The sequence below is a fragment of the Pseudomonas sp. S2_C03 genome (assembly GCF_054668405.1).
Window position 1 is genome coordinate 749,712 of record NZ_CP162766.1, and the last position, 20,949, is coordinate 770,660.

Consider the following 20,949-nt stretch of genomic DNA (forward strand, 5'->3'; position numbering starts at 1 on the left):
TGATTGTCGCGGGCACTGAGGGCCGGACTTATGCTCGGTCCACTCTTAACCGCCAATAACAATGAGGTATGCCATGCGTGAAGTGGTGATCGTCGACAGCGTGCGGACTGGCCTGGCCAAGTCCTTTCGCGGCAAGTTCAACCAGACCCGGCCGGACGACATGGCGGCCCATTGCGTGAACGCACTGCTGGCGCGCAGCGGCATCGACCCGGCCAGCGTCGAGGACTGCATCGTCGGCGCCGGCTCCAACGAAGGCGCCCAGGGCTACAACATCGGACGCAACGTTGCCGTGTTGTCGCGCCTGGGCACCGGCACCGCCGGCATGACCCTCAACCGCTTCTGCTCATCGGGTTTGCAGGCTATTGCCATTGCCGCCAACCAGATCGCCTCGGGTTGCAGCGACATCATCGTCGCCGGGGGCGTCGAGTCCATCAGCCTGACCATGAAAAGCGTCAACACCGACAACCTGATCAACCCTTTGCTCAAGGAGCAGGTGCCGGGCATCTACTTTCCCATGGGCCAGACTGCCGAAGTGGTCGCCCGTCGATACGGCGTCAGCCGCGAAGCCCAGGACCTGTATGCCCTGCAAAGCCAGCAACGCACCGCCCAGGCGCAGACGGCCGGCCTGTTCGATGACGAAATCGTGCCGATGTCGGTGAAGTACCGCGCGGAGGACAAGGCAACCGGCGAGGTGAAGATTCTCGACGGAGTGGTCGATCGCGATGACTGCAACCGCCCGGACACTACTCTGGAGAGCCTGGCCGGCTTGAAACCGGTGTTCGCCGAAGACGGTTCGGTCACGGCGGGCAACTCTTCGCAGCTGTCCGACGGTGCATCGATGACCTTGGTGATGAGCCTGGAAAAAGCGCTGGCGCTGGGCTTGAAGCCCAAGGCGTTCTTCCGCGGTTTTACCGTGGCCGGTTGCGAACCGGACGAAATGGGTATCGGTCCGGTGTTCTCGGTGCCAAAACTGCTCAAGGCCAAGGGCTTGCAGATCGCCGACATCGATTTATGGGAGCTCAACGAAGCGTTCGCCTCGCAATGCCTGTACAGCCGCGACCGTTTGGGTATCGACAACGCGAAATACAACGTCAACGGCGGCTCGATCTCCATCGGCCACCCGTTCGGCATGACCGGCTCGCGTCAGGTTGGGCACCTGGTGCGCGAGTTGCAACGGCGTAACTTGCGATACGGCATCGTCACCATGTGTGTGGGGGGCGGGATGGGGGCGAGCGGGTTGTTTGAGGCGGTGCGTTGAATGTGTGGTGACATTTAAATAGCTATCGCGACGGTTCGACGCCTCGACAAGCCCGCTGCTACAGGGGATCTATGTCGCCCTGGTAGGAGCGGGCTTGCCCGCGATGGCAGCGGCTCGGTCTATGGCCGAGCACCCGAACCCTGCATCCGCCCAATATAAGCTTCGATCTCCCGCACAGCCTTCTCCATGCTGTCGAACGGCCCCTCCAGGGTGTTTTCCCGGGTGCTGAAGTACAACTCCCCGTTGACCCGACTGACGCGGTCGCTGCGAAAGTGCATGGCAGGGGTGTTGTCCTGGGCGCGCATGCCGTACATGGCGGTCTCCTGAAGGTGGGTAGCTGCAATCAGCTTATGCATGAATGACTTGCACTGCCTGTTGATCCGATCGACGGCCATCGCCAATTAATGGTTGCGACCCGCACAGTTTTATTTGCGTCCGCCCACAAACTGTCCCTGTGTGCCAAGTGCCGCTGCGCCTAGAATGGCGGTCCCTGCCATCTGGCTCTTGAGGTTCGCATGCACATTTCATCCGGTCGCTGGGTTTATGGTCTGTTCCTGGCCCTGTTGACCGCGCTGTTGTGGGGAATTCTGCCGATCAAGCTCAAACAGGTACTGCAGGTGATGGACCCGGTGACCGTCACCTGGTTTCGCCTGATGGTGTCCGGCACTTGCCTGTTCATCTACCTGGCAGCCACCCGACGTCTGCCGAGTCGCAAAGTACTCGGCCCGCGTGGCGGCTGGCTGGTGTTGATGGCCGTCTGTGGTCTGGTGGGCAACTACGTGCTGTATCTGATGGGCCTGAACCTGCTCAGCCCCGGCACCGCGCAACTGGTGGTGCAGATGGGGCCGATCATGCTGCTCATCGCCAGCGTGTTCGTGTTCAAGGAACGCTTCAGCCTCGGACAGGGGATTGGACTTCTGGTGCTGCTGATCGGCTTCGGACTGTTTTTCAACCAGCGCCTGATGGAGTTGCTCACGTCGCTGAGCGATTACACCGCCGGTGTGTTGCTGGTGTTGCTGGCGTCCACGGTCTGGACGTTCTACGCGCTGGGACAGAAGCAGTTGCTGACGGTGTGGAACTCATTGCAGGTGATGATGGTGATCTACCTGTTCTGCGGGCTGCTGCTGACGCCCTGGGTGCATCCGCTGGAGGCGCTGCAACTCAATCCCCTGCAAGGCTGGCTGTTGCTGGCGTGTTGCATGAATACGCTGATTGCCTACGGCGCCTTCGCCGAAGCGCTGGCGCATTGGGAGGCGTCACGGGTGAGCGCGACGCTGGCGATCACCCCGTTGGTGACGTTCGGAGCGGTGGCTATTGCGGCCTGGATATGGCCTGAATTCGTGCATGCCGAGACCATCAATGGCCTGGGTTATGGCGGGGCGATCCTGGTGGTGCTGGGCTCGGCGCTGGTGGCGTTGGGGCCTTCGCTGGTGGCGGGGCTGCGGGCGCGGCGGGCCAGGGTGGCGGCCAGTTAGACCGCGTTATCGTTCATCGTCGGAACGCCGCCCGGACCAAGCCCGCTCCCACACAGATCTGTGGCGTTCACAAAACCTGTGGGAGCGAGCCTGCTCGCGATGGTTTAACGAGTGCTGGAAAACTCAGCCCTTGGCCCCAGCCTCCAGCATATTCTCCGGCCTCACCCAGGCATCGAACTCCTCATCGGTCAGATACCCCAGCTGTAACGCCGCCTCGCGCAAGGTCAGCCCTTCGGCATAAGCCTTCTTGGCAATTTCCGCTGATTTGTCGTAACCGATATGCGGATTGAGCGCCGTCACCAGCATTAATCCACGTTCCAGATGCTCAGCCATTTTCTCGGCATCCGGTTCCAGGCCCGCGATGCAATGCTGCTGGAAGTTGCTGCAGCCGTCGCCCAGCAGGCGGATCGATTGCAGCAGGTTGTGGATGATCACCGGTTTGAACACATTCAATTGCAGGTGGCCCTGACTCGCCGCGAAACCGATGGCGACGTCGTTGCCCAGCACCTGGCACGCCAGCATCGAAAGCGCTTCACATTGGGTCGGATTGACCTTGCCGGGCATGATCGAGCTGCCGGGTTCGTTGGCCGGCAGTTTGACCTCGGCGAAACCGGCGCGCGGGCCGGAACCCAGCAGACGCAGGTCGTTGGCGATTTTCATCAGGGTCACGGCGAGGGTTTTCAGCGCGCCGGACAGTGTGGTCAGCGGTTCATGGCCGGCCAGCGCTGCAAATTTGTTTGGTGCGGTGACGAACGGCAGGCCCGACAATGCGGCAAGCTCCGAGGCAATGGCTTCGGCAAAACCGTGAGGCGAGTTCAACCCGGTGCCAACGGCGGTGCCGCCCTGGGCCAGCTCGCATACGGCCGGCAATGCAGCCCGGATCGCCCGTTCGGCGTAGTCCAGTTGTGCAATAAACCCCGAGACTTCCTGGCCAAAGGTGATGGGGGTCGCGTCCATCATATGGGTACGCCCGGTCTTGACCAGTTTCATGTGGCGCGCGGACAACTCTGCCAGCCCGCCGGACAGTTCGCTGATCGCCGGTAGCAACTGGTGCTGCACCGCCTGGACGGCGGCGATGTGCATGGCCGTCGGGAAGCAGTCGTTGGAGCTTTGCGAGCGATTGACGTGATCGTTGGGGTGTACCGGCGACTTGCCGCCACGGGGGTTGCCCGCCAGTTCATTGGCACGGCCGGCGATCACCTCGTTGACGTTCATGTTGCTCTGGGTGCCGCTGCCCGTCTGCCAGACCACCAGCGGGAACTGGTCGTCGTGTTTGCCGTCGAGCACTTCATCGGCAGCTTGTTCGATCAGCCGGGCGATATCGGCAGGCAAGTCGCCATTTCGGTCGTTGACCCGCGCCGCGGCTTTCTTGATCAGCGCCAGTGCATGCAGCACGGCCAACGGCATGCGTTCGTTGCCGATGGCGAAGTTAATCAGCGAGCGTTGCGTCTGAGCGCCCCAATAGGCCTCATCCGGGACATCAACCTGGCCAAGGCTGTCGGTTTCGATACGGCTCATCGTGCACACTCCTGTAGGTCCAATTGCGCAGTTTAGGCCGTGCTCGCCGGCCGTGGTTCCATCGGTCTGGTTTTCGACCATTCAACCCCCCTAAATCAAGCGCGGCAAGGGTTGGGGTTGAGTGACACACTTTTTTAGGCGCAGAATGGTCGCCCTTGGGGTTTTACCTCGCCTGCTAGAAAAGGAAACTCGATGACTCGTCTTCGTGCCATCTGTACCGCGGTTGCACTGGCTTGCGCCAGCGGCCCTGTCTTTGCCGATACCGCCAGCCACAATGCCAGTGCCGAGGCCTTCCTGACCCTGGCGCATGCTGACAAACTGGGTACTCCGGTGTACGCGCAAGTGCAGCAGATGTTCGCTCAACGCTTTGCCCAGACCAAAGCGCCCGAGTCGAAAAAAGCCTTGCTGGAGACCTACCAGGCCAAAGCCAACGCCGCGCTGGACCAGGCCATTGGCTGGAACAAGCTCAAGCCGGACATGGTCAAGCTCTACACCACCAACTTCAGCGAATCCGAGCTCAAGGACCTGGTAGCGTTCTACCAGTCGCCACTGGGCAAGAAGGTCCTGGAAAAAATGCCGCAGCTGACCCAGCAATCGGCCCAGATGACCCAGGCCAAGCTCGAGAGCGCGGTGCCTGTGGTCAACAAGCTGCTGGCTGACATGACCGCCGAGCTTGAGCCAAAAGCGGCCGCTCCCGCCAAGAAAAAGCCTTGATCGGAGCCCGGTATGACCATGCAACAACGCATTGAATCGACGCTGGGGCTGTTGCAGCCCGAGCACCTGCAGGTGCTGGATGAAAGCCACATGCACAGTCGTGGGACACAGACCCATTACAAGGCCGTGGTGGTCAGCCAGCAGTTCGAAGGGCTCAATCGCGTCAAGCGCCACCAGAAAGTCTACGGAACGCTCGGCGAGCTGATGGGCGAGTTCCATGCGTTGGCGCTGCACACCTACACCCCGCAGGAATGGGCAGAGATCGAAGCGGCTCCGGCCTCGCCGACCTGTGCTGGCGGTAGTGGCAGTTAGGAGCAGCTTCGAGCTTCAAGCTTCAAGCTTCAAGTCGAAAGCCGAAAGCCGAAAGCCGAAAGCCGAAAGCCGAAAGCCGAACTCGGTCCGTCTTGAGCTTGCAGCTTGAAGCTTGCCGCTCAAAGCTGCCTTTTTGCTACAATCCGCAACGCGCCCCAAGGGGCGCGTTTTTTTTGAGTCCGGTTCACCCCTTACGAGGGTAGCCACCTGGAGAATCACCCATGACACAACAGATTGTCGTGGCGGCACTGTATAAGTTCGTCACTCTGGAAAACTACGTCGACCTGCGCGAGCCGCTGCTGCAGGCCATGGTCGACAACGGCATCAAGGGCACGCTGCTGATTGCCGAAGAAGGCATCAACGGCACCGTTTCCGGCACCCGCGAAGGCATCGATGGCCTGCTGGCCTGGCTGCGCAACGATCCGCGCATGATCGATATCGATCACAAGGAATCGTATTGCGACGAGCAGCCGTTCTATCGCACCAAGGTCAAACTGAAAAAAGAAATCGTTACCCTGGGTGTCGAAGGCGTCGATCCGAACAAGAAGGTCGGCACCTATGTCGAGCCACGGGACTGGAATGCGCTGATCAGCGATCCGGAAGTGTTGCTGATCGACACCCGCAACGACTACGAAGTGTCGATTGGCACGTTTGAAGGCGCCATCGACCCGAAGACCACCAGTTTTCGCGAATTTCCCGACTACATCAAAGCCAACTTCGACCCGGCCGTGCACAAGAAGGTCGCAATGTTCTGCACCGGTGGCATTCGCTGCGAGAAGGCTTCGAGCTACATGCTCAGCGAGGGCTTTGACGAGGTCTATCACCTCAAGGGTGGCATCCTGAAGTACCTCGAAGAGGTGCCGCAGGAAGAAACAAAATGGCAGGGCGACTGCTTCGTGTTCGATAACCGCGTGACCGTGCGTCATGACCTCACCGAAGGTGACTACGATCAATGCCACGCCTGCCGTACTCCGGTTAGTGTCGAGGACCGCGCATCCGAGCACTATGTGGCCGGTATCAGCTGCCCGCATTGCTGGGATACCCTGAGCGAGAAAACCCGTCGCAGCGCGATCGACCGCCAGAAGCAGATCGAGTTGGCAAAGGCCCGCAACATGCCGCACCCGATCGGCTACAACTACAAGCAAACCCCTTCCGAGGCTTGATCCATGTCTGAATGCCGCCTGCTCTATGTGATGGACCCGATGTGTTCCTGGTGCTGGGGCTTCGCGCCGGTGGCCAAGGCGCTGGTCGAGCAGGCGCAGGCGGCGGGAGTGGATGTGCACCTGGTAGTGGGTGGCTTGCGCACCGGCAGCGGTTCGGCACTGGAACCGAGTACCCGGCGTTACATCCTTGAGCATTGGCAAGCGGTCACCGAGGCCACGGGCCAACCGTTCAAGACTCAAGGTGCTCTGCCCGAAGGCTTCGTCTACGACACCGAGCCCGCCTGCCGCGCGCTGGTCACTGCGCGCAGCCTGGCACCGGATTGCGCGTGGACGCTGCTTGGGCTGATCCAGCATGCGTTCTATGTCGAAGGTCGCGACGTCACTCACGCCAGCGTGTTGGTGGAGCTGGCGGAACAGGCGGGCGTGCCGCGTATCGAGTTTGCCGCAGCGTTCGATCGCGCCGACATGCACACGGCGACGGCAGCCGATTTCACCTGGGTCCAGGACCTCGGCATTGCCGGTTTCCCGACCCTGCTGGCCGAGCGTGATGGTCAGTTGGCTTTGCTGACCAACGGCTACCAGCCTCTTGATGTGCTGTCATCGCTGCTCGGCCGCTGGCTGGAGCGTGCTGCCTGTGCATGACCTGCACAACGATGCACCTGCCTCCAGACCTGTTGATCGACTGAGTTGGGCGGAAATCCGTCGCCTGGCCCTGCACCATAAAAAAGCCCTGTGGGTTGCCAATGGCGTCGCGCTGCTGGCAACGCTGTGCAGCGTGCCAATTCCCTTGCTCTTGCCGCTGCTGGTGGACGAAGTGTTGCTGGGACACGGCGATTCTGCGCTGAAAGTCATGAATCACGTATTGCCGCAACCGTGGCAGAAAGCAGCGGGCTACATTGGCCTGATGCTGGCGGTCACGCTGTTGCTGCGTTGCTCGGCCCTGCTGTTCAACGTGGTGCAGGCCAGGTTGTTTGCGGCGCTGGCCAAGGACATCGTGTATCGCATTCGTATCCGCTTGATCGAACGGCTCAAGCGTATCTCCCTGGGCGAATACGAAAGCCTGGGCAGCGGCACGGTCACCACCCATCTGGTAACCGACCTCGACACCCTGGACAAATTTGTCGGCGAGACACTCAGCCGTTTTCTCGTGGCGATGCTGACTCTGGTCGGCACTGCGAGCATCCTGATCTGGATGCACTGGAAGCTGGCACTCCTGATCATGCTGTTCAATCCGCTGGTGATCTACGCCACTGTATTGCTGGGCAAGCGGGTCAAGCACCTCAAGAAGCTCGAGAACGACAGTACCTCGCGCTTCACCCAGGCATTGACCGAAACCCTCGACGCTATCCAGGAAGTTCGTGCCGGCAACCGCCAGGGCTTTTTTCTTGGTCGGCTTGGCCAGCGTGCCCGGGAGGTACGAGATTATGCCGTGAACTCACAGTGGAAAACCGATGCCTCCAACCGGGCCAGCGGGTTGCTGTTCCAGTTCGGCATCGACATTTTTCGCGCCGCTGCGATGCTCACCGTGTTGTTCTCGGACTTGTCCATCGGCCAGATGCTCGCGGTGTTCAGCTACCTGTGGTTCATGATCGGCCCGGTGGAGCAACTGCTCAATCTGCAATACGCCTACTACGCGGCCGGTGGCGCGTTGTTGCGCATCAACGAACTGCTGGCCAGGGCCGACGAGCCGGAATATCCAGGTGGTGTCGATCCATTCAACGGTCGCCAGACGGTCGGCATCGAAGTCCAGAGCTTGAGCTTCGGCTACGGCGACGAGCTGGTGCTGAACCAGATGAACCTGTCGATTGCGCCGGGTGAAAAGGTCGCGATCGTCGGTGCCAGTGGTGGTGGCAAAAGCACCCTGGTGCAGTTGCTGCTGGGCTTGTATACGCCACTGGCTGGAACGATCCGCTTCGGTGGTTCGACCCAGCAGGAGATCGGCCTGGAAACCGTGCGGGAAAATGTTGCCGTGGTCCTGCAACACCCGGCGTTGTTCAATGACACCGTCCGGGCCAACCTGACCATGGGCCGCGAACGCAGCGACGAGGCCTGCTGGCAAGCCCTTGAAATCGCCCAGTTGCATGCCACCATCCGTGAATTGCCCAAGGGCCTGGATAGCGTGGTCGGGCGTTCCGGCGTGCGCTTGTCTGGCGGTCAACGGCAACGACTGGCGATTGCGCGCATGGTGCTGGCCGAGCCGAAAGTGGTCATTCTTGACGAAGCCACCTCGGCACTGGATGCCGCCACCGAGTACAACCTGCACCAGGCGCTGGCGAGATTTCTCAGCCAGCGCACCACACTGATCATCGCCCACCGCTTGTCAGCGGTGAAACAGGCTGACCGTGTACTCGTGTTCGATGGCGGGCAGATTGCCGAGGATGGCGATCACCAGCAACTGATCGCCGAGGGTGGTTTGTACGCCAAGCTCTACGGGCACCTGCAGCAGTTGTAAGTCACTTCCACAACACCTGCAGGGCATCGGCTGCGCCGTCATGGCCGAACTCCTTGATCACCACCGCACAGCTGTTGCATGGCGGCAGGGTGGTCGCCACGTCGACGGATGCCAGCAGGCTGTCCTGCGGATACTTCTCCCTGAGGGTGCTGATCAGCTTGGCTTCGCTGTCCAGGGACGTCGGCCTGCGAGTCAATTGCGGTGTATAGGACTCGATATCCTTGATGGTGTGCGGAATAGCCAGCAGCTTGCCGTCGCTGGAAACGTTCAAGGAGGTGCGCGTGAAGGTCTGGTCGAAATCGACGTTGAAGTACGTGGTGCCATTGACCACCACACCATTGGAGGCAAACGGCGGCTTGAACAGCGGCAACTCCCCTGTCAGGCCCAGAGCCCCCGAAACGCTGACGTAAACCTCGCGTTTTCCCTGCGCCGTCACCACATCGGCGAACGCAATGTTCCTGGGGTTGTGGGATTGAAGCTCGACAGGCAGCAGTTTCTGGAATGTCTGCATGGCCTTGTTGATCTTCAAGTCGCTGTTCAACTCGACGGTGATGGTCTTCTCGGCGAACAAGGTGTCGAAAATCTGTGCGGTCCTCTGGCGAAACGTGTCCGATGCGTTTCGGCTGCGTGACCAGGACGCCGCGCCGTTCGCCAGTTGGGTCACGATCATGCGCGTGGAATGGTCGAACAGTACCGCCTCGCCTGGGCTGGTATCGACTTTGAGCCGTTTGAGCCCCTCGGGAGGGTTCGCATGGCCGCCAATTGGAATGGCAATCTCATCCATGGTTTTCATCGCCCGTTCCACGGCGTCTGCGCCATAAATCCGAGCCATGTTGTTGGCGTTCAGGGACCCTACGTAAACCGTCTTCAGTTCCTCTGCCAGGTCGGCGGGCAGGTTGTCTGCAGGCAGCAACGTCAACGGGGTGGGCAGGTCTTGCCCCGCTTGGCGCTCTGCAACGTAGAAATCGCCGGGGCCCAGGCGGGTAAAAACATAGTGTTTGGAATCATCGATGGCGGGGACGATGACAGCGCCCGTCTCCAGGGTATCGAAGCGGTTTCGGTAGGGCAGGTTTGCCTTGATGCGGGCGTAGAGTCCTTTTTGGAAGAGCAGGCTGGCGTCGATTTTCCTGTAGGTGCGCAGGGCATTGAGCCTAAGAGGCTGGTTGGAAAAAGCCGGTGTGTAGACCATATCGCCAAACCACTCGGCGAAACCCTTGTCCGGATCATGGCTGCCCATGCTCGGCGTTGGCGCCGCAAGGCCTGTGACATAGCGGGTTTTGCACACGGCATCGAGGCCATCCATACGCGGCAGTCGACAGGGGATGGATTTTAAGGTGGACGACTCGTTTATCAGGTCGGCACGGCGAAGTTGATCGCCATCCAGTCGATAGGGGATGTCATCGATCAGCAGCGTGATTCGGCCATCGGTCTCCAATAGTTCATGGACATTGGCGTGCGCCGGCACCAGCGCCAGGGCGTGGGACTCGGTCGCGGGCAGCATCGTGAAGGTCGACCGGCCAGGTATGAACTGTCGGCGATTGTTGGGCTGGTGCGGGCCGTAGGGAAGGGACGTCAGGGGGTCGACAAGGTGCACGCGTCTGCTGCTTGAGGTTCCGGTATTGCGAATGACCACGTCATTGATGCCGCTGAGTGTTGCCAGTTCGTCGCCCGGGGTCAGCGGTTTCCAGCGTCCGGGGTCGACGACCTGAGGCAGGTGGGTGGTCTGGCGCAAACTGCCGGTTTTTCCGATCAGCCTCCTGACGCCCTCTGTTCCCAGGCTCGCAGCGGTGTGAAGCGTTTTGCCCGCGCCGCTCAACGTCGATTTCAAGAGTGAAGGCAGGCCGTCCAACGGGTTGAGGTTTTGCAGCGAAGCGGTGAGCAACTGGCGAGCCAACCCTGAATAGGTGGGCAGGCTTGCCTTGGCGACCAGGCGCGATGCACTGCTGGCGACTCTGGCCAGACGGACCGACCCGGAAATGAATTTGCCGATGGGAAACAGAAATGACGCCAGGTCCAGGAACAACCCACCCGCGCCGAGGATTTTGCGCTCGGTATCGTCGGATGAAAGGTCTTCGATACTGCCCCAGAAGGGCACGAACCCTTTGACGATTTCCAGAAGTACTGCTCGGCGTTGCGCGCTTTCGACCCTGAGCGTGTCGAATTCGGTCATTCCTCGAGCCTGGAGGCGCAAATGCTGTTCGTCGACGAACAGGTGAGTCGAGGCAATATATTGGGCAATGTCGTTGAGCCTTGACCTTGGCTCAGCCGCTTCGGTCGCTTTCTTCGCGGTCGGCATTTTTCCCACCTCATCCAGAAAACCGATGTACCCACGGTGGGTCGGCACGGTTCCACGAACATGTGCGGGCCAGTCCAGGCGCAGCGAGGTATTGAGGTCGCGCTCTGGCGCATAGGTCTGATTGGGAATAACGGCGTGCAGCGGGAACTCGGTATAGACGCCGTTAATGGTTGAAAACCGCAAGCCGGTGCGCAGGCGAATGAAGCCTGCACTTGGAATCAGTTCGTAATAGGTGATCTGTTCGGCATGGGTGACCTTCAATACGAAGCCCTTGCGCGCGTGGATATCAGTGGGTGTTCCATTCTTCCTGACTTTGCTCCGTAGCCCCAGTACCCGGACATCACCGTCTTCCAGCGCTCCACGCTCAGTGAGTGGCAGGGAGGCCAAGAGGCTGGCGATCAGGGTTTGATAGGCCGAACGGATGGTCGAGAGGTAGTGATCGAAATCGGTCTGAAACAACGCATTGACGTCCGGCAGGGTTCTCATTGAGGGAATGGGCACTTCGCCTTGAAACACCTGGCGGTACTCTCCCTGGGGATCCTTGCGTTCCGAGTGGCACACTCGCTGCTCATCAATCCTGAAGGTCTGGCGGGTGGGCGTCTTGCCATCGGCCTGGGTCACGCCCCATCGCTTACCGTTATCGAACTGGCCGTCCGCATAAAGATCGAGGAACGCGCGCCCGGCAAGTTTGAGCGTCGGAACGTCTCTGGCACCCTGGCGGCTGGATGAGTCGAGCGGGAAGAACCTGTACCCGTCGGCTTCGAGCGCGTAGGCGCCGAACTGCTCGTCCTTTATCCGCTTGGCCATTTTCAATCGATCGGGTGGCGCGATATCCAGTGTCTGCACGGCGCTGTACAGGCTTGTGCCGTGGCTTTCCAGGGCCGTCAGGGCGCGCTCGATATCGTGCGCGTCATACGCTGCATCAGTTTTCGACGCAACGACCCCCACACAGATTGCCCATTGCAGGGCAGGGCTCATTCTCAAGCGGGCGATGACTTGCAGTGCTTCAGGGGAGGCCGTGGCGCTGCGTTGCAGCGGCAGATCGATCAGCTGTTGGAAGGACAGCGGCGTTGGACGGTTGAGGCCCAGTTCATCGGCCAGCAACACACCGTGCATGAAGTTCACCCAGACCAGCGAACTCTTGTAGCGCAAATCGGCGGGGATATCGCGTACCGCGAAGTCTTTCGAGAGCCAGGGCTGGAGCACGTGAGCCAGCATGATCGAGCCTTTGGTCGAGTGAGCCCACCGCTTGAGCAACAGGTGCTGTTCGAATGCCGTGCGCAACGCCGGGTAGCTTTTGCCCCAATGCGCCGGGTCGAGCCAGTTGAAGCCGGCAAATTCGTGTGTTTTGTCGACCGCCGTTGAGTGCAGGTAAACGTATATGGCTTTGCACACCAGTTGATAACGCACGGCTGCCGGGGTTTGTTCGCCAGGGCGCGCTCCATACCACTTGAGCGTTCTCAGCAGGCGGTCTGCCAGGTCCTGGGCGGGCGGCGATTCGAGTATCTGTTGCAGGTAAATGGACGGTGTGGCGCGCAACTCCTCGGTCGAGGCAGTTTGCAGCACGTCGTCGAACAGGTACTTGATCAAAGAGGGCTTGCCAGCCAGCAGGCTCTTCACCGTCTCGACGATCCGGGCATTGAGGGTCTGCCTCATGTAGTCGTCGATCGACAGGGTGTCCTGGCCGGGTGAGTCGCGCATCAGGGCCTTGTATCGTCTTCGGTCCCGTGCAGTCGGGAGGCGGTTCAACCTGTCAATATCGGGGCCGTTCTCCAGGCCAAGCGCTTGCCTGGCACGGTTTTCTTCGGTGGTCTGTAACTCAGATGCAGCAAAAGTGGTCGCTTGCATGTCGCATTCCTTGTCAACGTTATCCCCCTTGTGAGCAGGGAAAACCGGGAGTGCAGTACATCGCTGCCGGCACCTGTGTGGGTGGTACATATATACGGCCGATCAGCCGCTTGCCGTAATCGAGAACGCGCCCTAGTCTTGCGGTAGCGATTTCGTCCGGAAGACGAGCAAGCGGTGCTAAAAACAAGGGACCTCATGAATCAAACGCGGACTCTCGGAACGCCACGGTTGTTGGGCATCGTTTGGCCCTTTATTGCCGTGGTGTTGTTCCAGGCGCTGCTGGGCGGCGTCAGTCTTTATGTGTTGTCGGCTGTGCGCGGCTATGTCGCCGGCGAAAGCCTTTGGTCGAAGGGCCAGAAGGACGCCATCTACTACCTGAACCTCTACGCCGACAGCCGGGACGAGACGACTTTCAGAAAGTATCAGGACGCGATCCTGGTGCCTCAGGGCGGGCATGAGCTGCGCGTAGCCCTGGATAGTCAGCCACCGGACATTGCGGCGGCGCGGGTGGCGATCCTCAAGGGAGGTAACCACCCCGACGATGTTTCCAGCCTGATCTGGCTGTACCTCAATTTCCGCCACTTCAGCTACCTGGAAAAAGCCATCGACCTGTGGACGGTGGGGGATGCGTACCTGGCCAAGCTCGATGATGTCGCCCGGGAGATGCACCAGCACATCACCACGGGGCGCGCGTCGGAGGCTGATATCCAGCGCTGGAAGGCGCAGATCTTTGCGATCAATGACGAAGTGACCCCTCCGGCGAAAGCCTTCAGCGATGCGCTGGGAGAAGGCTCGCGGGTCATACTTCGGCTGTTGCTGGTGACCAATTTGGCCACCGCCCTGGGCCTGATCGCCCTGGCCCTGATGCGCACCCATAAACTGCTCAAGCAACGCCACGAGTTTGCCGACGCCTTGCAACTGGAGAAAGACCGGGCGCAGATCACGCTGCAATCGATTGGCGACGGCGTAATCACAACCGACGTGGCGGGCGCCATTACCTATATGAACCCGGCCGCCGAAGCGTTGACCCACTGGAAGGCCGAGCAAGCGACGGGTCTGCCGCTCGCCGCCCTGTTCAATGTGCTGGACGAGAACGCTCAGGCCGAAGGCTTCACGCTGATCGAGCGCATCCAGAACGGCCAGCTCACCAGCGGCAGTGAGCATTCCAAGCTGATCCAGCGCCTGGATGGCAGCACGGTATCGGTCACGCTGGTGGGCGCGCCGATCCGCAATGCCGGCAAGGTCAGCGGCACCGTACTGGTCTTGCACGACATGACCCAGGAGCGGCAATACATCGCCAATCTGTCCTGGCAGGCGACCCATGACGCCTTGACCGGCCTGGCCAACCGGCGCGAATTCGAGTATCGCCTGGAGCAGGTGCTGCACAGCCTGAACCGGCAGCCGGCACGCCATGCCCTGATGTTCCTCGACCTCGACCAGTTCAAGCTGGTCAACGATACCTGTGGTCATGCCGCGGGGGACGAGTTGCTGCGGCATATCTGCGCGCTGTTGCAGTCGGGTCTGCGCGAGGGCGATACGCTGGCCAGGCTCGGCGGTGACGAGTTCGGCATCCTGTTGGAGAACTGCGCACCGGAAGCGGCGGAGAAAATCGCCGAAGGCTTGCGCCAGACCGTTCAGAACCTGCATTTCGTCTGGAAGGGCCGACCATTCGTGACCACGGTCAGCGTCGGCCTGGTGCACGTCAACCATCACCCGACCACGCTGGAAACCTCCTTGCGCGCAGCCGATATGGCTTGCTACATGGCCAAGGAAAAAGGCCGCAACCGGGTTCAGGTGTATCACGCCGATGACTCGGAGCTGTCCATGCGGTTTGGCGAGATGGCCTGGGTACAGCGCTTGCACATGGCGCTGGAGGAAGACCGATTCTGCCTGTATGCCCAGGAGATCGCGGCGCTGGGCCAGACCGAGCAGGGCAGTGGGCACATTGAAATCCTGTTGCGCCTTCACGACGAAGCCGGGCGCATGATCCTGCCCGACAGCTTCATTCCCGCCGCCGAACGTTATGGCCTGATGACGTCGCTCGATCGCTGGGTTGTGCAGAACGTGTTCAAGATCATTGCCCAGTGCATGGCCGAGCCACACAAGGGGCCGTTGGCCACGTGTGCGATCAATCTGTCAGGCAGTACCATCGGGGACGAGGCGTTTCTGGACTTCCTGCGCGAGCAGTTCGTGGCGTACTCCATTCCGCCTGAAATGATTTGTTTTGAAATCACTGAAACCAGCGCAATCTCCAATCTTGGTAGTGCAATCAGATTTATCAATGAGCTCAAAGGCTTAGGCTGCCATTTTTCCCTTGATGACTTTTGTGCCGGAATGTCCTCATTCGCGTACCTGAAACATTTGCCTGTAGACTTCCTGAAGATCGACGGGAGTTTCGTAAAGGATATGCTGGACGACCCGATTAACCGCGCCATGGTCGAAGTGATCAATCACATCGGTCATGTCATGGGTAAGCGTACGATTGCCGAGTTTGTTGAAACGCCCCAGATCGAACAGGCATTGCTTGAAATTGGGGTCGATTACGCTCAAGGGTATGTGATTGAGCGCCCGCATCTGTTTACCTGCGATAGTCTGCAAAGTCGTCCTGCCAGGCCCCAACCCTTGCTGTTCAAGGCGCCCGGCACGTTCCGTTGAAATTCTTGCTGATCGTCAACAATCACAATCAAAAGGAACCCGACAGTGATCGACTCATTCAACCGAACCGGACCCCTCATGGAAGCTGCAAGTTACCCCGCCTGGGCTCAGAAACTGATCCAGGATTGCAGCGAGAGTAAGCGCCGGGTTGTCGAACACGAATTGTACAAGCGCATGCGCGATAACAAGCTCAGCGCCAGGACCATGCGTCACTACCTGATTGGTGGCTGGCCGGTCGTCGAACAGTTCGCGCTCTACATGGCACAGAACCTGACCAAGACGCGCTTTGCCCGCCATCCCGGCGAGGACATGGCGCGCCGCTGGTTGATGCGCAACATTCGTGTGGAACTCAACCACGCCGACTACTGGGTGCACTGGAGCCGTGCGCACGGTGTCAGCCTGGAAGATCTGCAAGAGCAGCAGGTGGCCCCCGAGCTTCACGCCCTGAGCCATTGGTGCTGGCACACCAGCTCTTCGGACTCGCTGATCGTTGCCATTGCCGCCACCAACTACGCCATCGAAGGCGCGACCGGCGAATGGTCGGCTTTGGTGTGTTCCACCGGTGTCTACGCGGCAGCGTTTCCCGAGGAAGATCGCAAGCGGGCCATGAAGTGGCTGAAGATGCATGCCCAGTACGACGATGCCCACCCGTGGGAGGCACTGGAAATCATCTGCACGCTGGCCGGGATGAACCCGAGCAAATCCCTGCAATCGGAGTTGCGTCAGGCGGTGTGCAAGAGCTACGACTACATGTTCCTGTTCCTGGAACGGTGCATGCAGCTGGAGCACGCGGAAAAAACCACGGTAGCCCGTGAACGCATGGCGCTGGCCGAAAGCTGATACAGGTGTCACTCACGTGTAACTGTAGGAGCGAGCAAGCTCGCGATGGTCGTCAACGATAACGTTGGCTATCTGATACCCAGCGGTGCCTGATCTACCATCGCGAGCATGCTCGCTCCTACAGGTCGAGACACAAAAAAGCCCGCCCCTCTATGGATAGAGGGGCGGGCTTTTTCATGGTCGACTGGTTTCAGGTACTGATCTTCAACCCGATCAACCCGGCGATGATCAGCGCCACGCTGGCGAGCCGGAACAGTGCCATCGACTCGCCAAACAGAATGATCCCCGCGATGACCGTACCGACCGCACCCACGCCGGTCCAGATTGCATAGGCGGTGCCCAGCGGCAACTCCTTCATGGCCAGGCCCAGCAGGCCAAGGCTGATCGCCATGGCGGCGACGGTTAGGGCCGTGGGAAGAGGGCGGCTGAAGCCGTCGGTGTATTTCAGTCCGACAGCCCAACCCACTTCAAACAGGCCGGCGAAAAACAGAATGATCCAGGACATGACAGACCTCCATCGAAGACGGGGTCGTCCCCAGGGTAATGACTCGATCGAGTCGCGAGGTCGTCCTCGCGTTGCGCAATATAGTGCCCATTATGAGGGCGTGGATCAAGTTGGTGCATCAGTGCACAACGCGATTCGCCGCCTCGTGCCGGTCCTGTTTCTCGCTCATCCGGCGGAAATATGTCGAGAGCAGCGCCCCGGAAATATTGTGCCAGACGCTGAACAGCGCGCTGGGCACGGCCGCCAGTGGCGAGAAGTGCGCACTCGCCAGCGCCGCGCCCAGGCCGGAGTTCTGCATGCCGACTTCCAGGGCCAGGGACTTGCGTTGGGCCAGCGGCAATTTGAACAGGCGTCCGGTGAAGTAACCCAGCAGGTAACCAAAGCTGTTGTGCAGCATCACCACGGCCATGATCAGCAGGCCGGACTCGGCGATCTTCGCCTGGCTGGCTGCAACGACGGCCGCGACGATGATCACGATGCTCACCACCGACACCAGCGGCAGCACATCTACCGCATGACGCACCCGGTCACCGAGCACACGCTGGGCGACGACGCCGAGCACGATCGGCAGGAGCACCACTTGCAGGATCGACCAGAACAGCTCCATGAACGAGACCGGCAACCAGGCCGAGGCCAGCAACCAGATGAGTGCGGGGGTCAACAGCGGAGCGAGCAGGGTGGTGACGGCGGCGATGGCCACCGACAGTGCCAGATCCCCACGGGCCAGCCAGGTCATCACGTTGGACGAAGTGCCGCTAGGACAGCAGCCAACCAAAATCACACCGACGGCGATCTCGGGTGGCAGGTGGAACGCCTGGCAGAGCAACCACGCCACACCGGGCATGATCACGAAATGAGCGACCACGCCCAGGGCCACGCGCCACGGATGGCGGGCGACCTCGGCGAAGTCTTCGAGCTTGAGGGTCAGGCCCATGCCGAACATCACCAATCCCAACAGGGGAACAATGGCGCCTTTCAGGCCGATGAACCACGCTGGTAGCAGGAACGCCACCACGGCGAAAATCAGAACCCAGTAAGCGAAGGTGTTGCCGACAAAGCGACTCAATGCAGCCAGTGCACGCATGGCCTGATCCTTTTTATTAATGACTTAGTTCCAATGTGGGAGCGGCGGTGCGACGATTCGACTTGCTCGCGAATCGTCGCACCGCCGCTCCCACAAGGGGGGAATCACAAGGGTTTAGATCCCCTGCGGCATCTCTTCACCGCCCAACGCCTCGACCAGCGCCGGCAGGAAGTCGCCGAAAGTCAGCATCATGAGGGTGAAGCTGGCGTCCAGTTGGCCGAGGGCTTCATCGCCACCGTCCTGTTCCGCCTGGTCTTGCAGCAGGTCTTCGAACTTGAGGCGCTTGACCACCATCTTGTCGTCGAGGACGAAAGACAGCTTGTCCTGCCAGGCCAGCGAGAGCTGGGTGACCACTTTGCCCGTGCTCAGGTGCAGCTGGATTTCCTCGCTGGTCAGGTCCTGGCGTTTGCAGCGCACGATGCCGCCGTCTTCGTGGGTGTCGCGCAGTTCACACTCGTCGAGCACGAAGAAGTCCGCAGCAGCTTCCTGGCTGGTGACCCATTCGGTCATGACCGCCGTCGGGGCCATTTTCACGGTCAGCGGACGGACCGGCAGGGTGCCGATCACTTCGCGCAAGGTCGACAGCAGGTCTTCGGCGCGTTTAGGGCTGGCCGAGTTGACCAGGATCAGACCCTGTTTCGGCGCGATGGCGGCGAAGGTCGAAGAACGACGGATAAAGGCACGAGGCAGGAACGCCTGGATGATTTCATCCTTGATCTGGTCGCGTTCCTTTTTGTAGACCTTGCGCATTTGGGCGGCTTCGATCTCTTCGACTTTTTCCTTCACCGCGTCACGCACGACGCTGCCTGGGAGAATACGTTCTTCCTTGCGCGCCGAAATCAGCAGGAAATCACCGCTGACATGCACCAGCGGAGCATCTTCACCTTTGCCGAAAGGGGCGGTGAAACCGTAGGTGGTCAACTCCTGGCTTGCACAGGGCCGCGCCAGTTTGGTGGCCAGTGCAGTTTCCAACGCCTCGGCATCAACAGGCAGATCTTGGGTCAGGCGATAGATAAGCAGGTTTTTGAACCACATGGGGCGAGTCTCTCCTTTATACAAAGTGGGGCATTATTCTCTTCGTGGCGCCATAGGCCAACCCTTCTCTAAGCCTTTGGAAGGCCTGAAAAAATTATTTAAGAAAGTGCTTGCCAGAGGTAGGGCTGCTCCGTAGAATGCGCGCCACACCGAAAGTGAAGGGTGATTAGCTCAGCTGGGAGAGCGTCTGCCTTACAAGCAGAATGTCGGCGGTTCGATCCCGTCATCACCCACCATTCGCTTCCAGTGTTACGCGCAGCGGTAGTTCAGTCGGTTAGAATACCGGCCTGTCACGCCGGGGGTCGCGGGTTCGAGTCCCGTCCGCTGCGCCATATTCGGTTACCTGGAACACTGAACGCCAGGTCACCACGGAAAGCCCGCTCACGCGGGCTTTTTTCTGTCTGATGTTTGTGCAGGTTGCACCGTTTCACCGGTTTTCCGATTGATTGAAATATTTTTCAATTAAATCAACACTTTATGAAAATCTGTGGCACAATGCGCCCCGCAACGAAGATAAAGGGTGATTAGCTCAGCCGGGAGAGCGTCTGCCTTACAAGCAGAATGTCGGCGGTTCGATCCCGTCATCACCCACCACTTGCTTTCAACGCTACGCGCAGCGGTAGTTCAGTCGGTTAGAATACCGGCCTGTCACGCCGGGGGTCGCGGGTTCGAGTCCCGTCCGCTGCGCCATATTTCGCATCCAGGCCCACTGAACACCTGGATGTCACGCAAAAAGCGGCCCTTGGGCCGCTTTTTGCGTTTTTGCCTTTCCCAACGGTTACCTCGCTACCGTTTTGCACCTTTATGGGCCCATCGTTGATCCATGAAGTAGCAATCATCCCTTGGCCGATCGATCGTCTTCGGCGTCACTTATCCATTCAAATCTGTTGAATCAATAGCTTGGATCACTCACGCAGCCTGTGGCACGCATTGTGCTTTTTGCATCCGTGGATAATTGGATACAAAAAGTCAAAAGGTGCCGCCATGCAATTCGCTCCCGCTTACGCTGACCGCCCACCCCTGACCGCCGAGGAGGAGGCTTACAACTTTCTCCTCGAAGCGATCTGCTGTGGCCGTTATCGCAAGGGCGACCGGCTGATTGCCGAGGATATCGCCAGCGAAATCGGCATGAGCCGCATGCCGGTGCGCGAGGCCTTTCGACGCCTCGATGCGCAGGGCCTGGTGACGCTGCGACCCAACCGCGGGGCGATTGTCAGCGGCCTGGACATCGACCAGTTGCAAGAGGTGTTCGAGATGCGCAGCGCCCTCGAAGGCCTGGCGATGCGCCTGGCCGTGCCCAACATCGGCGAGCGCCAGTTGGCGGCCCTGGAGCGTCTGCTCGATGAAATGGATGACTACCGAGACGAGAGCGCCGAATGGGTCAGCCACCATCGCAAGTTCCATGAGTACCTGTGCAGCCTCAGTGGCCGGCCACGGTTGCTCAAGCAGATATCGGCCCTGTATTCGCTGATCGAGGCACCCATGCGCCTGTGGCTGCAACACGTCGACAAACCCCTGAGCGCGCACGAGGAACATGCGGTGATCCTCGATGCAATTCGCGCCGGCGATGCCGAACGGGCGGAGGCGGTGGTGCGCGAGCATATCGAGGACACGGTTCCCGAACTGATCAAGTTTTTGCAAACAGGAAAATAACGGGCCAAAGCCCGACCCGTGCGGTGATTTGTTGCGACTTGTTGTGACTTTGAGTACTGCCCCCAGATTTTCAGCCACCCCAGCCATCCCCGAACCCAAGCCGTTCCCAGCCGCGTGCTGTGATCTTTCCCAAGGAGTTGA

16 protein-coding genes and 4 tRNA genes are annotated in these 20,949 nt (G+C 60.0%); 14 read left to right on the plus strand and 6 right to left on the minus strand.

What is annotated here, in order from left to right; translation table 11 throughout:
• Window positions 1-73: 73 nt before the first annotated feature.
• Complete coding sequence (locus AB4N64_RS03520; RefSeq protein ID WP_460122018.1) at window positions 74-1,258, plus strand: thiolase family protein; 1,185 nt, start codon at window positions 74-76, stop codon at window positions 1,256-1,258.
• A 119-nt stretch (window positions 1,259-1,377) separates the two neighbouring features.
• Here the strand turns inward: AB4N64_RS03520 and AB4N64_RS03525 are convergent, their stop codons facing one another.
• A complete protein-coding gene (locus AB4N64_RS03525) occupies window positions 1,378-1,572 on the minus strand; it encodes a DUF6316 family protein (protein ID WP_460122020.1) in 195 nt (64 codons plus the stop codon).
• Window positions 1,573-1,773: 201 nt separating this feature from the next.
• Here AB4N64_RS03525 and AB4N64_RS03530 point away from each other — a divergent pair, with 201 nt between their 5' ends.
• On the plus strand, window positions 1,774-2,733 hold the full coding sequence (locus tag AB4N64_RS03530; protein WP_460122022.1) for a DMT family transporter: 960 nt from the start codon (window positions 1,774-1,776) through the stop codon (window positions 2,731-2,733).
• 123 nt (window positions 2,734-2,856) lie between these two features.
• Here AB4N64_RS03530 and AB4N64_RS03535 read toward each other — a convergent pair whose 3' ends face one another.
• The gene (locus AB4N64_RS03535; RefSeq protein WP_460122024.1) at window positions 2,857-4,251 is read right to left on the minus strand and encodes a class II fumarate hydratase; all 1,395 of its coding nucleotides are present in this window, start codon (window positions 4,249-4,251) and stop codon (window positions 2,857-2,859) included.
• Between the two features lie 192 nt (window positions 4,252-4,443).
• On the opposite strand from AB4N64_RS03535, the gene AB4N64_RS03540 reads away from it, so the two are divergent.
• From AB4N64_RS03540 to AB4N64_RS03560, 5 genes are all read left to right on the plus strand, one after another.
• Window positions 4,444-4,965, plus strand: a complete 522-nt coding sequence (locus AB4N64_RS03540; RefSeq protein ID WP_460122026.1) for a DUF2059 domain-containing protein — start codon at window positions 4,444-4,446, stop codon at window positions 4,963-4,965.
• A gap of 12 nt (window positions 4,966-4,977) precedes the next feature.
• Complete coding sequence (locus AB4N64_RS03545) at window positions 4,978-5,277, plus strand: BolA family protein (protein WP_460122028.1); 300 nt, start codon at window positions 4,978-4,980, stop codon at window positions 5,275-5,277.
• A gap of 221 nt (window positions 5,278-5,498) precedes the next feature.
• The gene (gene trhO, locus AB4N64_RS03550) at window positions 5,499-6,440 is read left to right on the plus strand and encodes an oxygen-dependent tRNA uridine(34) hydroxylase TrhO (RefSeq protein ID WP_460122029.1); all 942 of its coding nucleotides are present in this window, start codon (window positions 5,499-5,501) and stop codon (window positions 6,438-6,440) included.
• 3 nt (window positions 6,441-6,443) lie between these two features.
• Window positions 6,444-7,082 carry a DsbA family protein gene (locus tag AB4N64_RS03555; RefSeq protein ID WP_460122031.1) on the plus strand — a complete coding sequence of 213 codons (639 nt, stop codon included), beginning with the start codon at window positions 6,444-6,446 and terminating at the stop codon, window positions 7,080-7,082.
• Entirely contained in the window at window positions 7,075-8,892 is a 1,818-nt protein-coding gene (locus AB4N64_RS03560; RefSeq protein ID WP_460122033.1) for an ABC transporter ATP-binding protein, read from the plus strand. Before AB4N64_RS03555 ends, AB4N64_RS03560 begins: the two co-directional genes overlap by 8 nt.
• 1 nt (window position 8,893) lies before the next feature.
• Here the strand turns inward: AB4N64_RS03560 and AB4N64_RS03565 are convergent, their stop codons facing one another.
• Entirely contained in the window at window positions 8,894-13,036 is a 4,143-nt protein-coding gene (locus AB4N64_RS03565; protein ID WP_460122035.1) for a hypothetical protein, read from the minus strand.
• Window positions 13,037-13,231: 195 nt separating this feature from the next.
• On the opposite strand from AB4N64_RS03565, the gene AB4N64_RS03570 reads away from it, so the two are divergent.
• Both AB4N64_RS03570 and AB4N64_RS03575 read left to right on the plus strand, forming a co-directional pair.
• Window positions 13,232-15,691, plus strand: coding sequence for an EAL domain-containing protein (locus AB4N64_RS03570; RefSeq protein WP_460122037.1), 2,460 nt, complete (start codon window positions 13,232-13,234; stop codon window positions 15,689-15,691).
• A 78-nt stretch (window positions 15,692-15,769) separates the two neighbouring features.
• Complete coding sequence (locus AB4N64_RS03575; RefSeq protein WP_460122039.1) at window positions 15,770-16,531, plus strand: TenA family transcriptional regulator; 762 nt, start codon at window positions 15,770-15,772, stop codon at window positions 16,529-16,531.
• 190 nt (window positions 16,532-16,721) lie between these two features.
• Here AB4N64_RS03575 and sugE read toward each other — a convergent pair whose 3' ends face one another.
• From sugE to rdgC, 3 genes are all read right to left on the minus strand, one after another.
• Complete coding sequence (gene sugE, locus AB4N64_RS03580; RefSeq protein ID WP_460122041.1) at window positions 16,722-17,036, minus strand: quaternary ammonium compound efflux SMR transporter SugE; 315 nt, start codon at window positions 17,034-17,036, stop codon at window positions 16,722-16,724.
• 118 nt (window positions 17,037-17,154) lie between these two features.
• Window positions 17,155-18,120 carry a bile acid:sodium symporter family protein gene (locus tag AB4N64_RS03585; RefSeq protein WP_460122043.1) on the minus strand — a complete coding sequence of 322 codons (966 nt, stop codon included), beginning with the start codon at window positions 18,118-18,120 and terminating at the stop codon, window positions 17,155-17,157.
• A 114-nt stretch (window positions 18,121-18,234) separates the two neighbouring features.
• Window positions 18,235-19,155 (minus strand): recombination-associated protein RdgC, encoded by a 921-nt coding sequence (gene rdgC, locus AB4N64_RS03590; protein WP_460122045.1) that lies wholly within the window; start codon window positions 19,153-19,155, stop codon window positions 18,235-18,237.
• Between the two features lie 160 nt (window positions 19,156-19,315).
• On the opposite strand from rdgC, the gene AB4N64_RS03595 reads away from it, so the two are divergent.
• The 5 genes from AB4N64_RS03595 to AB4N64_RS03615 all read left to right on the plus strand — a co-directional run bounded on the left by AB4N64_RS03595 (window position 19,316) and on the right by AB4N64_RS03615 (window position 20,808).
• Window positions 19,316-19,391 (plus strand) — tRNA-Val (locus tag AB4N64_RS03595).
• Window positions 19,392-19,410: 19 nt separating this feature from the next.
• Window positions 19,411-19,487: transfer RNA gene (locus AB4N64_RS03600), tRNA-Asp, on the plus strand.
• 186 nt (window positions 19,488-19,673) lie between these two features.
• Window positions 19,674-19,749 (plus strand) — tRNA-Val (locus AB4N64_RS03605).
• A gap of 19 nt (window positions 19,750-19,768) precedes the next feature.
• Window positions 19,769-19,845, plus strand: a tRNA-Asp gene (locus AB4N64_RS03610).
• Between the two features lie 294 nt (window positions 19,846-20,139).
• Window positions 20,140-20,808, plus strand: coding sequence for a GntR family transcriptional regulator (locus AB4N64_RS03615; RefSeq protein ID WP_460122047.1), 669 nt, complete (start codon window positions 20,140-20,142; stop codon window positions 20,806-20,808).
• The last annotated feature ends 141 nt before the right edge of the window (window positions 20,809-20,949 follow it).